The following is a 13,287-nucleotide window of genomic DNA, read 5'->3' on the forward strand; positions in this document are numbered from 1 at the left end:
AACTACAAAAACCAAAAATCCGATGGACGACATAACCGTACGGTACAACTTTAAGTATGATTCCGTAATAGTAATTCAGTCGCTTCTTCCAAATGAACCAGAAACCGGAAAAGTGCTTTTCAATGACATTATTAGAAGACGTTGTGAACGCAACGGTACGAGGGCACATTACATATCCATCCAGACCAAAAATGAATTCTTTCAAGAACTATATGCCATAAAAGCGCAAGTATTAGCCGGAACTGTATCTCCCATTTTGCACATGGAGATACATGGAGGCCGAAAAGGTTTAGAATTAGGAAATGGAGAAGTGGTTTTATGGGAAGAGCTGGCGGGAATCTTCAGGGAAATGAACCGGGCATTGAAGAATGGGTTAATCATTTCTTTGGCGACTTGCCAGGGGGCATACATGTACAAGCTAACTGACATTCAGCAGACTGCACCATATTGGGGATTCATAGGCCCAAAGGATATTATTAGAAACGAAAACTTCACGCGAGACTTCAGTGGTTTTTACGACCTTTTGTTAGAAACACATGATCTTGGAAAGGCCCTCGACGCACTTAATATCAACAACGAAACCTATATTTATGCATTTCTTACTGCTGAGATGATTTTCGATTTGGTAGTTGAAGAAATTGATAGAAGGCCAAAGGAAAAAAGCGTGGAAACTTTTAGACGGCTTTTTTCGCGGACAAAAAAAGCATTTCCTGATCTAAACAGATCTCAAAGGAGACAACAATTAAAGCATAATCAAAATGTGCACAACAGGAGTGTTTTCTTGGCGAAACTAAAAAGAGATTTTTTGATGAAGTAATGTTACCTTTTATTTCTCCGTATTCTGTTTCTTTCCTCTACTGCATCAATATATAGCAAATACTTACTTTTAATCCATTCCAAAGCTGAGGCAAGTCCCTTCTTTCTGCGAAGGATTTCCTGAAACGTAATTGTATGGGCTTTCAATTCAATATAAAACACCTTTTCGCAATACCGTGTAATCGCTTCGACCGTTGCATCCCCGTTATTGAAAACCTTCGCCGCATAGAACGCATAAATGATCTCGATCAAGCTAGTTTTCGATTCTGTCCATTGAAGCGGAGCAACGCCATCTGACTTCACCTGTTGAGAACTGCCGGAAACTTCCTCTTCAATAGCGGTATTTACATAAGCCTTTAGCCGTTCATTCGCCAGAACAATTGCTATTTCAAGAGAATGAGGTGTACATTGCTGCCTGTCTATCACTGCAGCATAAGTATCGGTATAAAGCTCCTCCATTTTCGGGCTACGCAGAAAGAACTCCTGATCGCGATGTGTCTTTCCACTCCTGAAATACTTATAAAAATCAAGGTGGTGAAAGAAAAAATCATCGATCTTCTTTATTTCATGCTCCAGGTATTTCACCCGGCTCTTCGATGAACCGGGGAAAGTGTGGCTTTGAATCGAATAAACCGTACTGTAATAAATCCACAGCGCATAAAATTCCGGATTAATGTCCTTAAAAAACTGGATTTCCTCGTCGGTGCTGGTGAACGTGTGTGATCTTACCATTTCTTTGAGGGAAATGAGAGCTTGGTTAATATAAACCAGGATTTTTTCAGTGCGGGCCAACGATACCGAAGGGTCACGAGATAAAATATTGATCTTGGCCTGTAATTCGCGCAGCAGTTCGGCAGAAGCGGTCAGCATTTTGCATCATTTTAAAATGAAACATAGGGGCACGAAAAGGGGGAAGCATCATTGCCCAGGATGGGGTGATACTTCCCCCTCATAGCTGTTATTAAAGCAGCGTAAGGTATGGTAGTTATGATATCAGTTCAATAGCAGATAGGCTTTTCCCTGAAACAATACAAATGATTCGATTTGGTCGTCTTTCAGCAAAAAGTACCGTACAAACTTACCTGATGGATCAGTCACAACATACGACCTTTGGCGATAATCGGGACCGAGGGTCATTATTTGTAGTTTTTCATCAACATCGTTATATGGTATTATCTTCAGTTCATCGATTTTGACCCTTTTGACCTGTTCCACCAAATCGGCCACCGCCATGCTGAGGTACATCTTCCTGGTCGCTCTGGAAGCGACTTTTGATTCTTCCTCATAAAAAACCACATACTTTGACACTACGGTATCGATATGCCACCTCGGGCCTGCGATGTAAGTAAGGAACCTCTTAATGATCGCCTGGTCACGCGAAGGCTGGGTAACGGCAAATGTGTGGAAGGAAATCAAACTTAAAATGATAAGAAACTTCACGGTTTTCATAAAAACATGGTTTTAGTTACATTCTCCTGTGTTATCGTCCGAGCGGCCCTTTCCAGAAACGGCTCCGGGCACCTTCTTTAAATCCTCGCCAAAACTACCGGGATTCAATCCTGACCCCACGAGCCACCATGCCTTTGTTCGTGGAATTTTCAAACCGCAGGCATCGGACACATCCAGGACAAAATTAGTACAATTATAATTTTCCAGATGGTATTGAGGATTAAAACTCTCAATTATGGAAAGCACTTTTGCTAACGCCTCGCCGGAGATATTTACATCCAGCCTCACGTCGTAACTGGCGTCGGAGTCATCGCCTAGCTGGCTTTGGCCCTCTTTCGCGAAAAACGGCGACACGGCTTCAAAAGGATGGAAACCAAGGGTACGGCGTACGATCTGCCCACCGAAATTTTGTTCAATGGTGATATATGAATGGCCTACTTTTCCCTTCACGGTAAATGGCTCATCGCTGCCCGCCTGAGGCTGGTCGGCGTATAGTGTGAGCTTAGCCGCTCCTGTACGATCAAAACAGCGAACATATTTCTTTACGTCTACGATTGGCTTTGTAGGAGGAAGCACAGCGAGCGGCCCGCTGTTTTGGGCCGGAGGAGTCGAGCTCCCACCACAGGAGTTCGTTGATCCGTTCCCCGGGCCCGCTGATCCACCTCCGCCACCACCAATTCCGCCGCCGCCGTAGCCGCCTTCACCACCTGGGCCGCTGGTTCCCCAGCCAGAATCATCTACCCATATATAGTTGTAAAAGCAGTCTGTGCTGTAGACGATGTTACCGATACAATTGCCGCGCCCGTCGCCAGTACAGGCCATTGTTGTGTAGCAGGTGATCGACATGGCATATCCAGCGGCCTTTACCATCGGCGTAAAGGAGCCACCGGACTTACGTGCGCTTTCAAAGTGCTGGCGCTCGGTGCGGGTCATCATGCATTCACCGATGGCTGCGGGCTCGGCATCCGGAAATGCGCGCTGGTTGAATAAATCGGCAGCAATGAATATTGTACGGGCGTTCGCGGTGTTCCTTCCATTATTATATCCGTATCGTTCCGGCCTTCGGGAATCAATAATCCGAAAGCGGAAGCGGTCACCCTTTACCATTACCAGCAAGCCGCTCACCCGCTTTTCGTTGGAATTGATAAGAGGTAACATAACGGAAGGGGCACCAGACTGAACCCCGAAGGCTGCGTGCTCCCAGGCAGGAGATCCAATGGCAGCGATAACGCCGTCCATCCAGGGCCGGGCAGCTTCCGATGCCAAAAGTGAATCTGTAAATGGAACCAGCCGCTCGTCAGCCGTGGCCGGTAGGTTCGTAAAAAGATGACTGGGTTTCTGCTTTTCTACTGTGGAATCGGTTTTTGAGCAACCGATAAGGAAAAGAATAGCTGCTACGGCAAAAATCACTTGCCGCACGGGGTAGGTGTGATATGGTTTCATAGCAATTTTGGTTTATACAAACAAAGCTATGGACGCGAAATGATTATTTTGTTGTCATTTTGCATCATTTTTGAAAGTGAACATCAGTCCGGATTTTACTCAAATAAGACTTACCTATACCTAAATATGATGCAAGAGCCACGTCCGGCACGCGATTCAGGAATTTCGGATAGTCTTTGAACAATGCATCATAACGCTCCTTCGCTGACAGGCAGACCCATTTCGTCCTTTCAATAGCCTGTCGGTAATACAGCTCAGTGAGCTTTCTTCCGATGATGTTGAAATCCACATGCTTTTCATAAATCACCTGCAAGTCGTCCCAGGACAGGGCAATGCAGTCGGTGTCCTCCATCGCTACCAGTCTTTCCAGACTTGGTTGTTGAGAATAGAAACTCTCGACAGCGATGACGATATCGCCTTCGCCCATGAACCAGCACGTTTGCTCCATTCCTTCACGCTGGAAGATGGCACGGACAAGTCCACGCGCGGCGAAAAATACATGACCGCAGGTTTCGCCGTAATCGAGGATCAACGACTTTTTCTTAAATCGGACGGGGCGGCACCTGTCATGGATTTCCTGCATAAGGGATTCTGAAATTTGGGGATGCAGCGCCTTGAAAAGTTGGAACATTTCGGAGAACATCGGTCCCACGATCTCAAACGGGATTTCTTCGACGTCCCCCTTTGCTGCTAAGTAACGCCAAGGGTTCATCAATAAAGAATTAATGGGTGAATAATGGTTTCCTGAAGCGTATTTGTCTTAAATGCTATTGGATTATCTAAATATTTAATATCTGATTCCCGATTACATAGTGAATATATTCACTTTTTTCAATTATTCCAAGGGTAACTTGTTATAATTCAACATAAAAATGCCGGCCATGATTTAAACGGCCGGCAACCCAAAAAATAAAATTAATCAGCGTTTCTTCTTTTGCCCTTGGCCGAGATCTATCGCCGCACCGGCATCCATAGCAATGCTCACTGCTTCGCTCAGGTCCTTCTTTTCGGAAGCGTCATCGGACACAAGCTGGAGTGAGTTTTTGGAAGGCAAAGTGATCTTCTGCCCGTCCGCGTTGAAGATATCCAGTGAAGTTGTGCGGGGATTCGCGCGAATATAGAGCTGTTCCCGATTTCCATTGATCTTTAAACTTACCGCAACATTATCACCGTTGTAAAGCGAACGTAGCATATCCTCCTTCATTTCCTGGGTGAGAGAGTTGATGTGCGGGAGGTTAGAAAGCTCCTTTGTAACATTCCACTGAATAGTACGGTCATAAATGGATCGCAGTTCAAACGTCCCGTCTTCCTTCGGCTTATTGAAATTAATTCCCTGCCAACGACCCACGATCTCGTCGCCCTTACGATAGGTATTATGCACATAATTACCATTCATCAAATTGCGTATCTGTTCGCGGGAATGGCCTCTCTGCTTATAAAGGCCAAATGTGTGTTCACGGATATTTTCCTCTCCATTCTTTTTGAAAGAAACCTCAATTCGATTGGCAAAATAAAACGGCTCCTGATCGGGTGCCAGGTTCTCACCGCGGTTCTTTTCCAAAACGATATTGTAGGTAAATTCTCCCACTTTCCGCGTTTCGGCCGCTTTCAATTCGATGGGCTCAATACCCACTTTCATAGCAGCTCGCAGCTTATCATTGAAGATCTCGTTAAATCCTAGCTTTGGCAGGATTTCATCCACCAGATAAGAATAATTCTTTTCTACCATGATGCAAGTTTTATGTTATGAAATAATTACATACTAACCGACGATTTCTTTCCGGAATCCGCCACCGCGGCCTGCATTGCTTGATACTCAGGGCTGCTTTTGATCTTTTCCATTTCCCGTTCGATCAAGTTGTGTACATCCTGCTTTATTCGCCGAAAATTGGCATCAACATCGGCCTTTGACACGTCTCGAATAGCCGGAATCGGTACCTGGGCCTTTTCCCGCGCGCGGGCGGCGTTATGGTCCTTCGCCACTTCGGCATGAAAAGCCTTCAACTTAATTGGATGGCTGGGCTCATCGGCAATGAGGCCGACAAACTGGCCGCTGCTTAGCATTGCGATTTTTGAAGGGGGGACGGCAGTTTCCAACTGCGCGCTCCGGCTCAGGGAAGTTTCCGACGAGTTGATCGAAATAGACTCCCGTTCCTGCATGATTTTCCCAATACGATCAGACAATTGGCGGGCGCTGTCGCCCATGACCTGGCCGCTGACGATGTTCCCCGCGATGTTCATGATGACGTCGGCATTCTCCTTTCCATAGTTCTGAACGAGCTGCGACATATCCTGTACGCCCAGCGTGGTCGCCACTTTGTTGCTGCGGGCCGTGGCGATCAATGCGTCTATATTCGGAACATAAATTGTCGGAAATTCATCGAAAATGAGGGAGGACTTGGCTTTTCCTTCCTGGTTCACCAGTTTCAGCATCCTTTCTACATAAAGGGAAAGCACCGCGCCGTATATTTGCCTCTTCGCGGGATTGCTTCCCGCGCAAATTACTTTCGGCGCTTTCGGGTTATTCAAATCAAGATCAAAATCGTTCCCGCTGAGAACATAATATAACGATGGCGATGCCAGACGCGCGATTGCGATTTTCGCGGAGGCGATCTGACCTTCCAATTGCTCATTTGCTCCGCGCTTCAGTGCGCTGATAAATGGATTGATTAACACGGATATTTCCGGCTCGGTAGCCAGAACCGGGAATAGCTTGGTATACTCGATCTGCGAAAGCTCAATGGCGTGAGGAAGCGTGCAGTAGCGTCCACCTTCGTATTTTTTCAGAAACCAAAACAGGGCTGTGCAAAATGTAATGGCCGATTCGACGAAAAAATCGCTTTTTTTTGCCCATTCCTTATTCAGTGCTAGCATGAATGTGCGGCTACTTTCGGTGGCATCTGTAATATCCGGCATAAGGTCCGGCGGTAGGGCATTGACCCGATGCGTTCGGTTGAGGTCGTCGAAATTGATAGCAACGAATTGCGGATTTACGGAGAAATTCCCAGCATACTCCCGAAGATAATTGTACGCCATCTGGCTGAGTATGGGGAACTTGAAATCGAAGACAAACATGCAAAAGCCCTTCATCAAATGTTGCCGGATGATTTCGGAAAAGAAGTAATAGGTTTTCCCACTACCGGGTGAGCCCAGGATCAACGTACCCCGGAAAACGCAAAGCAAGTTTATGAAGCTGGAACGCATTTTCCCGCGAAACTGATAACGGGCCGGCAGGTTCACCGAAAATTCGTTTTCGTGAAGTTCTTCACATTGGGGGAACGATTCACTTTTCTCGTTAAAAATGTCGTCCTGGAAACGTAGACGGAGAAATCTGCTCAACCTGGAACCGGAATACAACACAGTCAGGAAGGCAGCGGAAGAGGAAAATATGTATGCCTGTAATACCCAGTTGCGGCTGTTCTGCAGGTGGAGCATCGCCGTGGAAGAATACAAAAGCAGCAGACCTACCGATAAAGCTACGGCTACTGGTAGGATTCTCATTTTCTCGTCTTTACGTCCTTTTGACCCTAACATGCTGACGGCTAATAGCAGGAGCGCCGATGACTTTGCAGCCGTTGGCGTGCTCAGGAACGGCAAGCGGTGGCATAGGTCATATACAAACCTGTCGACAATATCCGCAGAAAGGCCATTCCCGGCAAAGAGCGGGAAGCAGGATGCGTAAAAATGGATAAGCATCACTACGACCGCTCCAAGGCGTAGGAAGTCGAGAATTGATCGAAGTGCTTGTATATTTTCTCCGTTTTGCATGTTACTCCATATTTAATATGTATCATGGCTTCCGCCGCCTCTTTTTCCTCTTCAGCAGTTCCGACGGTAGGTATTCTCCTTGTGGATGCGTGTCTGTAGTCAGCTCGTGGAGGAGCTTCGCGGAGTCGATAAAGAGAAAGTCTGCCACCGCTGGGGTTTGGGCCAGCAGTGTGATGGATTTCGACCCAGCGGCATCCAGACGTAGGCTATGGATGACATCCGGAGCCCGAAAACCCTCTCCACGAACTGAGATCACGGTACGGTTAAGGTGGTCGATCAGGAATAGATCGGGGCTGCCACCACTCTTGGCCTGGTGGCAAGTTATGCTAGCGCGCTCCAGGAATCTACGGGCAGCTCCGGGTGATCTCGACGCCAAAACCTTCTCAACCACCTGACGTAACCGGCGCCGCTTCTGTATTCCCAAGACACGATTTGCGTCCATCTTCTTTTCGAGAGCGGCAAGCACTGGCCGGCCGTAAATACTACTCGCCGCGATAGGAATACCAACCTTACCGCCCTCACTGTCCACAATCGAATAGGTCAGCCCCCGATGGCTCCAGCATCGGCTTCCAGGTAATCCAGGATCTGCAACTACATTGTAGCACCTCAAAACGGCATTCAGTTCCTCCAGCGAGGTGTACCGGAAAGTGGAGGTTATTTCCCGGACGATATTGGAAATAGCTGCTTTAGTCTCGGCTTTGCCGTATATTACCGGCTTTATGACCGCAGGGAGATCGACCCGTTGGCAGCGACCTTCGGCCACAACCAGGCCATAGATTTGCTCCAGTGCCTTCCTGGCGGGCTCCGATTTCTCCCGTCCGATGTTATGAAGGCTGATTGCTTTACCATCTGTTCGGATATTCGTTGTAACGATATGGATATGCGGATGCCCCGCATCGTGATGCTGATAAACCAGAAATGGCTGGTCCGCGAAACCGATCCGCTGCATGTAATCGGCGGCGAGATACTGGAGCGTACCAAGCGCCAGTTGTTCGCCAGGAGCAAAGTTGAGTGAGATATGAACGGTGTTTGTTTTCACCTTTTTATTTCTTTTGATAAGTGAATCGAACCGGGCGAGTTTCTGCCGGACTGTCAAATCGTCTGCATCGCATCCGAAGCGGGAAGAAAGGATCAACGTCGCCTTTCCCTCGGCCAGCTTCGATTCGTTGTAATGCAAAGCGGACTTTATCGACCTGCCGCAGGATATTTTGGCAACCATACTTTAGCGATATGCGTGACGAGTTCCAGAAGCCTGTCGATCTTGGGTTCGATTTTCTTGTACTGGTCAAAGGCCGTTCTGGCGTAAAAAGCCTTCCGCTGTGGTTCAGGGTATGTATTGAAATGTTTTGTTATCTGATTTATATTCACGCCGATGGCACGGATTTCTCCGCGAAGGGCCGCAAGCTCCTCCATCACGGTATCGAGGCTCCGATCATAAGTGATTGTCCTGATTACGCGGTTGTTAAGAATGTCGCGGATCAGCCCGGCCATTTCGTTATGCTCGGAACGGCAAAGTAGCAACTCGAGTTCCTCGAACTTCGCGGAAGTAACCCGCGTTTCAACACGGTGAACGAGTGCAATTTCTTCTGGAGTTTTCTTTCTTGCCACGGTAAAATATTTAGCGACAGCACAGCTTTGCCGCACAGGCAAAGCCATTGTTGTCTACAACAATACATCTTGCTCCCTGCCGCGAAGGCAGGGAGATACATTCACCCCTTTCTGTGGAAGGCGGCTCATGTAATTGAGTGAAAGACGGCGGAAGATGTGCTCCGCGGGGATGCTAGGAATCTTCAAAAGGCGGCTCCTGTTGCCTCAGCCCGGTGACAATGGAGGTGATTTCCACCACCAGGATCATCTTGACCATATCATCTTTCAATTGGGGAAATTCACCGGCGATCAATTCGATCTCAGCTTCGTCGAGAATGCGAGCGAACCCGGTGTCTTCATCGTAGATGCCCCAAGCCTCCGGAAATTTCCGTACTACCCACATAAGCATCTGTTTTTATATATAAAAGCGAATCAGTTGAGACGCCGGTTATACAGCGAAGGCTGCATCACGAACACGCCGACGATCCACTTGTGGGCGATCCCTTTCCATCGGAGGTAAGTTGCACCACGGGTATTACACCAGTTCCTAGCCTCATAGTAGAGGAAAAAGTCACGGGCTTCCTTGTTGGGTAATCCCTTTTGCTGAAAGTAAATCAGCACATGCTCGAAGCGCGGCGGAACGCCGCAAAGGTTTCTCTTACTCATACTTATGCCTTTTTGGCACCCTTTAGCGGAACTGAATTCCGATGAAAATGCTGGCGCCGGTCCTGCAATACCTTGTTGATTTCATCCGCATTGTAGAAAATGGTTCCACCGATTTTCGTGAATGGAAGGGTACCGTTTGCCCGAAGGTTGAGCAAAGTACCGGGAGAACAATCCAACAGTCTGCATACCTGTTGGGTCTTTACCCAGCTTCTTCCGGCTGGTGGAGCCCCGCTCTTTTCAGTAAGCATTCGGCGCATCGCCTGCAGCAATTCCTCCTGGAACTGCTGGAGATCTCCTAGCGTTACCAATTGATCTCTGTATATCGCCCTTCGGCTGCTCGCTGGCTCTTTCTGCGTTCTGTCCATTTTCACAGCGTTTTCCCAAAAGTATTGCCGTGGGGAAGCGGGCTTTCATAGTCACTTTCCTAGTTTGGAAAAAAAACTTCGACCGGGCGAGCCGGCCGAAGGCTTGAAATAAATGGATCGTTTTCACTCCAAAAAATCAGGCATTTATGAAACTATACAGAAGGGGAGAATTGAAAAAAGCTCCCCGTTGCTTATGAGATTTTTCAACTGTTGGCAATTTTTTTAGAATGGACGATGTAGAAACATCGTCCCGCTTATCCCATGTTGCATTCGTCCCTTAACCCATGTATGAAGAATAAGTTAGCTTTAGTTAAACGGGACAATGTAGAAACACTGTCCCTTGCGTTCATGCTATAAATCGAAGATATGACTCCACAAAGTTGCGTTCAATAAAGTGAAGGGACGGTGTAGAAACACCATCCAATTCAGCAGCTTTTGATATATTGGCAAACGAAACTAAATCTCGGAACCAAAATAATCCTGTTGTATCCCCGATCTTACAAGCACCAGGAAGAACAGTTGTTTAGCTAAACCCATATAACCAGATCGCCCATATTGTCCAGCCTGTAAACCAGATCGCCCACATTGCTTCCCGTTTTCCTTTCAAACCGTAGATGATATGGTTGTTTAGATTCAGGTTTAGTGAGTGCTTCTTGCCTCACTCTGCGGGTGAACAAGCACCCTCAAATAATATCAAAGAACTTTTCATTCTGAAATAACCTTAATACCTGCCTGTTCAGCCTTATACCGTATTTTCTCTTTCAGCCCATGATAACTCCAGTTCCGCAATAAAAACTGATCTACCTTTGCATATTCCTCTTTCTCCTCTTGCTGCTCCAGAACAAGCGTACCAGCATTCAGCTTGACACACATATCCACCAGCATTTTGCTGTATAAATGCAACTTATTGTTAACGTAATTCTGTTCCTTTTCTGCAAAAGCATGTAGACGTTGCTTCTGTCGTTTCATACCATTTTTTGCCCGACAATATTTCAGAGAACGCTGAATGCGTGATCTGGCATGTTGGATTGCCACGCGCCGGTAAAGGAAGTCTTCCTTTGTCCCAATCTCGTATCGTTTACTCTGAAATCGCAGAACAATCGGCACTTCCAGACTCAACGATGCTTCGGCTATCAGTTCAGGATTCAGCTCGCGGTTTTCCTTTGGAAATTTGAATACAGCCAACAAATAAATTTTGTTTTTTTCAATCTTTATCGAACTAATTCCAAGTTTGTATTCACCATTCAGATATCTTTCCCACATAACACGCTTATCGGTGTAATCGCTTCCGAAGTATGTTTGAAAATGCAACCCGTAAACCGAGAATGTGTAATAATTTCCCTTCTCTACCAGAGTCATTTTCCGAAAAGCTGAAGGAGGCAATGGAATCGGAATGGTTCTCTTATAGTTTCTCAGAGATCGTTCCCCCTTTTGATATGCAGTACGTTCGGAGTTATATTTAGTTACGAGTAAATTGTTCAATGTTCCTAAAATCGTCATTGGCAATTCGCCTTTAAACTTGCTGCTTAATACCTGATATGTCGAATTCATTTTGCTAGTAGTCAAAATACCGTCGGCATCTTTCCGCATGTCAGTTAGTTTGATTTTCATATCATCATGTATATACATAATCTCCTTCACTTGCTCCTGGAGGAAGTGGTGGGTAAAAATGTAATTGGCTGCCCGGAAGCAGATATGACGCCACATACGCAATGTTGCCCATGTGTCCGCCCGTACAACCGGATCATCGCTTCCAATCAACAATTGAATTTTTCTTGTTACTATTACTTCTTTTTGCGGCATTTGGATTCGTCGTTTTAAGGATTTCGACTGCGTCGAAGTATAGATTTAATATTCTTTCCGGCGTCTTACCGAGTTTAATGGAAATTTGGTCAAAGCTCAGGCGGCTATATGCGCGTAGCCTATAAACTTCCGCCTGTTCCGGTGTCAAGCTCAGCCTGTAACGCTCTTCGATATACTGTTCAAGCGGCGTCCTGATCGTCATCTGCGTCTTTATTAAGTATTCCTTTAATGTGTTCGTGCTTTTACGGATCATTCGGGCGATGGTTTGATAGGGCACTTTAAACTTTTGGGCTATTTCCTTCTCGGAAAGGCCATAGTGCGCATAGAGGCGCATTACATTTTGCTTTGTAGCCGGTAAGTATCGGATGGCTTTCAGAATAGCATCAAGCAGGGCATCCTTCACATCGATTTCTTCAAAATTTAGTGCGTCTTCCTCCCAGCTGACACTCGCGTGGAAGGTATTCTCGGCATAGTCGATATAACTTACCCTACGGCTGAATTTCCCAACGGCTGACGCGAAATAGGCGCTGCATTCCCACCGAACACAAAGGCGCAAGAATCGCAAAAGGTGGAGGGCACTGGTGATCCGCTCCCGGAGATACCACGCTTTCAGAAAGGCTTCCTGCAGAAATGTGCTAACAAGGAAATCGTCGTTTACAATCTGCATACCGTGAAAATACACGGGGCCGTGGAGGTGCTTATAAAAAAAGTTAAGCCCCATTTCATTACCCGCCTTGAAAAGCTGGAAGTAGTGAAGGTTCTGTATCGTGCCCCGAAGAACTTCATATTCCATATCGAAAAATTTATTTGATTTCGAATTTCTCGCTATGATTCAAAGTTCCGCACAGAGCCCGTTGTAACCTACCACTGAAGGTTGTACTTTACCACGATTCCCTTGTATTTTACAACCGGGATTTCAAGTATTAGCATTTTCGTTATATTTGGGCATCGAAATACCTTTATCCATGCGCACTACGAATTCACCGCATATCGGACAAAATGTAAAGGCTTTACTTGCCCTACTGAACATTAAACAGGAAACGCTTGCGTCTGAGCTGGACGTGAGCCAGCAGCAGGTATCGAAAATTCTGCAAAAGGAAGAAATCGACAAAGCACTGCTCCAGCAGATTGCAGATGTGATGAATATTCCCGTGGAAGCTATTGAAAACTATTCAAGCGAAGCGTTTGTGCAGTTTATCGGGAACACTTATCACATCAATACGCACGACAATTCTAACCAGGCGCAATACCAATATCAGCCGTCCTTCAACTATGCTGACAAACTTGTTGAGTATCTGGAAAGAACCATTAAAGAAAAGGATACGCAAATAGATAAGCTGAAAGCGGAGTTGGAAGCATTAAAGAAAAAGCACTAATCGAACTTCATACA

Annotated in this window: 15 protein-coding genes; 2 read left to right on the forward strand and 13 right to left on the reverse strand. The window is 46.4% G+C overall.

Annotated features, from left to right (window positions below):
• Window positions 1–22 precede the first annotated feature (22 nt).
• On the forward strand, window positions 23–817 hold the full coding sequence (locus CCY01nite_RS24455; protein ID WP_146867193.1) for a hypothetical protein: 795 nt from the start codon (window positions 23–25) through the stop codon (window positions 815–817).
• Window positions 818–819: 2 nt separating this feature from the next.
• On the opposite strand, the gene CCY01nite_RS24460 is transcribed toward CCY01nite_RS24455, so the two are convergent.
• The 13 genes from CCY01nite_RS24460 to CCY01nite_RS24520 form a co-directional block, all read right to left on the reverse strand.
• The gene (locus CCY01nite_RS24460; RefSeq protein ID WP_146867194.1) at window positions 820–1,686 is read right to left on the reverse strand and encodes an RteC domain-containing protein; all 867 of its coding nucleotides are present in this window, start codon (window positions 1,684–1,686) and stop codon (window positions 820–822) included.
• A gap of 123 nt (window positions 1,687–1,809) precedes the next feature.
• On the reverse strand, window positions 1,810–2,265 hold the full coding sequence (locus CCY01nite_RS24465; protein WP_146867195.1) for a hypothetical protein: 456 nt from the start codon (window positions 2,263–2,265) through the stop codon (window positions 1,810–1,812).
• Window positions 2,266–2,277: 12 nt separating this feature from the next.
• Entirely contained in the window at window positions 2,278–3,708 is a 1,431-nt protein-coding gene (locus tag CCY01nite_RS24470; RefSeq protein WP_146867196.1) for a hypothetical protein, read from the reverse strand.
• 64 nt (window positions 3,709–3,772) lie between these two features.
• Window positions 3,773–4,420 (reverse strand): Crp/Fnr family transcriptional regulator, encoded by a 648-nt coding sequence (locus CCY01nite_RS24475; RefSeq protein ID WP_146867197.1) that lies wholly within the window; start codon window positions 4,418–4,420, stop codon window positions 3,773–3,775.
• A 207-nt stretch (window positions 4,421–4,627) separates the two neighbouring features.
• On the reverse strand, window positions 4,628–5,437 hold the full coding sequence (locus CCY01nite_RS24480; protein ID WP_146867198.1) for a hypothetical protein: 810 nt from the start codon (window positions 5,435–5,437) through the stop codon (window positions 4,628–4,630).
• 26 nt (window positions 5,438–5,463) lie between these two features.
• On the reverse strand, window positions 5,464–7,476 hold the full coding sequence (gene mobC, locus CCY01nite_RS24485; RefSeq protein WP_146867199.1) for a conjugal transfer protein MobC: 2,013 nt from the start codon (window positions 7,474–7,476) through the stop codon (window positions 5,464–5,466).
• A 22-nt stretch (window positions 7,477–7,498) separates the two neighbouring features.
• Complete coding sequence (locus CCY01nite_RS24490; RefSeq protein ID WP_146867200.1) at window positions 7,499–8,695, reverse strand: relaxase/mobilization nuclease domain-containing protein; 1,197 nt, start codon at window positions 8,693–8,695, stop codon at window positions 7,499–7,501.
• Entirely contained in the window at window positions 8,662–9,084 is a 423-nt protein-coding gene (locus CCY01nite_RS24495) for a plasmid mobilization protein (protein ID WP_186831245.1), read from the reverse strand. The genes CCY01nite_RS24490 and CCY01nite_RS24495 overlap by 34 nt, the downstream gene beginning before the upstream one ends.
• A gap of 172 nt (window positions 9,085–9,256) precedes the next feature.
• Window positions 9,257–9,466: a hypothetical protein gene (locus tag CCY01nite_RS24500; RefSeq protein ID WP_126247865.1), complete on the reverse strand. Its 210-nt coding sequence runs from the start codon at window positions 9,464–9,466 to the stop codon at window positions 9,257–9,259.
• A gap of 29 nt (window positions 9,467–9,495) precedes the next feature.
• Window positions 9,496–9,729 carry a hypothetical protein gene (locus CCY01nite_RS24505; protein ID WP_146867202.1) on the reverse strand — a complete coding sequence of 78 codons (234 nt, stop codon included), beginning with the start codon at window positions 9,727–9,729 and terminating at the stop codon, window positions 9,496–9,498.
• Between the two features lie 2 nt (window positions 9,730–9,731).
• The gene (locus CCY01nite_RS24510) at window positions 9,732–10,094 is read right to left on the reverse strand and encodes a helix-turn-helix domain-containing protein (RefSeq protein WP_146867203.1); all 363 of its coding nucleotides are present in this window, start codon (window positions 10,092–10,094) and stop codon (window positions 9,732–9,734) included.
• Window positions 10,095–10,799: 705 nt separating this feature from the next.
• A complete protein-coding gene (locus tag CCY01nite_RS24515) occupies window positions 10,800–11,897 on the reverse strand; it encodes an IS200/IS605 family element transposase accessory protein TnpB (RefSeq protein ID WP_146867204.1) in 1,098 nt (365 codons plus the stop codon).
• Window positions 11,839–12,690, reverse strand: coding sequence for an RNA polymerase sigma factor (locus CCY01nite_RS24520; protein ID WP_146867205.1), 852 nt, complete (start codon window positions 12,688–12,690; stop codon window positions 11,839–11,841). Before CCY01nite_RS24520 ends, CCY01nite_RS24515 begins: the two co-directional genes overlap by 59 nt.
• 172 nt (window positions 12,691–12,862) lie before the next feature.
• On the opposite strand from CCY01nite_RS24520, the gene CCY01nite_RS24525 reads away from it, so the two are divergent.
• Window positions 12,863–13,273 (forward strand): helix-turn-helix domain-containing protein, encoded by a 411-nt coding sequence (locus tag CCY01nite_RS24525; RefSeq protein ID WP_126247855.1) that lies wholly within the window; start codon window positions 12,863–12,865, stop codon window positions 13,271–13,273.
• The last annotated feature ends 14 nt before the right edge of the window (window positions 13,274–13,287 follow it).

Source organism: Chitinophaga cymbidii, from assembly GCF_007992715.1.
In the GTDB taxonomy this organism is placed as follows: Bacteria; Bacteroidota; Bacteroidia; order Chitinophagales; family Chitinophagaceae; genus Chitinophaga; species Chitinophaga cymbidii.

Bases quoted from the DNA above. Each gene is read 5' to 3' on its own strand.
- CCY01nite_RS24455 (WP_146867193.1), top strand. From the start codon at position 23: ATGGACGACATAACCGTACGGTACAACTTTAAGTATGATTCCGTAATA.
- CCY01nite_RS24515 (WP_146867204.1), bottom strand. From the start codon at position 11,897: ATGCCGCAAAAAGAAGTAATAGTAACAAGAAAAATTCAATTGTTGATT.
- CCY01nite_RS24520 (WP_146867205.1), bottom strand. From the start codon at position 12,690: ATGGAATATGAAGTTCTTCGGGGCACGATACAGAACCTTCACTACTTC.
- CCY01nite_RS24505 (WP_146867202.1), bottom strand. From the start codon at position 9,729: ATGAGTAAGAGAAACCTTTGCGGCGTTCCGCCGCGCTTCGAGCATGTG.
- CCY01nite_RS24470 (WP_146867196.1), bottom strand. From the start codon at position 3,708: ATGAAACCATATCACACCTACCCCGTGCGGCAAGTGATTTTTGCCGTA.
- CCY01nite_RS24475 (WP_146867197.1), bottom strand. From the start codon at position 4,420: ATGAACCCTTGGCGTTACTTAGCAGCAAAGGGGGACGTCGAAGAAATC.
- CCY01nite_RS24480 (WP_146867198.1), bottom strand. From the start codon at position 5,437: ATGGTAGAAAAGAATTATTCTTATCTGGTGGATGAAATCCTGCCAAAG.
- CCY01nite_RS24465 (WP_146867195.1), bottom strand. From the start codon at position 2,265: ATGAAAACCGTGAAGTTTCTTATCATTTTAAGTTTGATTTCCTTCCAC.
- CCY01nite_RS24500 (WP_126247865.1), bottom strand. From the start codon at position 9,466: ATGTGGGTAGTACGGAAATTTCCGGAGGCTTGGGGCATCTACGATGAA.
- CCY01nite_RS24460 (WP_146867194.1), bottom strand. From the start codon at position 1,686: ATGCTGACCGCTTCTGCCGAACTGCTGCGCGAATTACAGGCCAAGATC.
- mobC (WP_146867199.1), bottom strand. From the start codon at position 7,476: ATGCAAAACGGAGAAAATATACAAGCACTTCGATCAATTCTCGACTTC.
- CCY01nite_RS24490 (WP_146867200.1), bottom strand. From the start codon at position 8,695: ATGGTTGCCAAAATATCCTGCGGCAGGTCGATAAAGTCCGCTTTGCAT.
- CCY01nite_RS24510 (WP_146867203.1), bottom strand. From the start codon at position 10,094: ATGGACAGAACGCAGAAAGAGCCAGCGAGCAGCCGAAGGGCGATATAC.
- CCY01nite_RS24525 (WP_126247855.1), top strand. From the start codon at position 12,863: ATGCGCACTACGAATTCACCGCATATCGGACAAAATGTAAAGGCTTTA.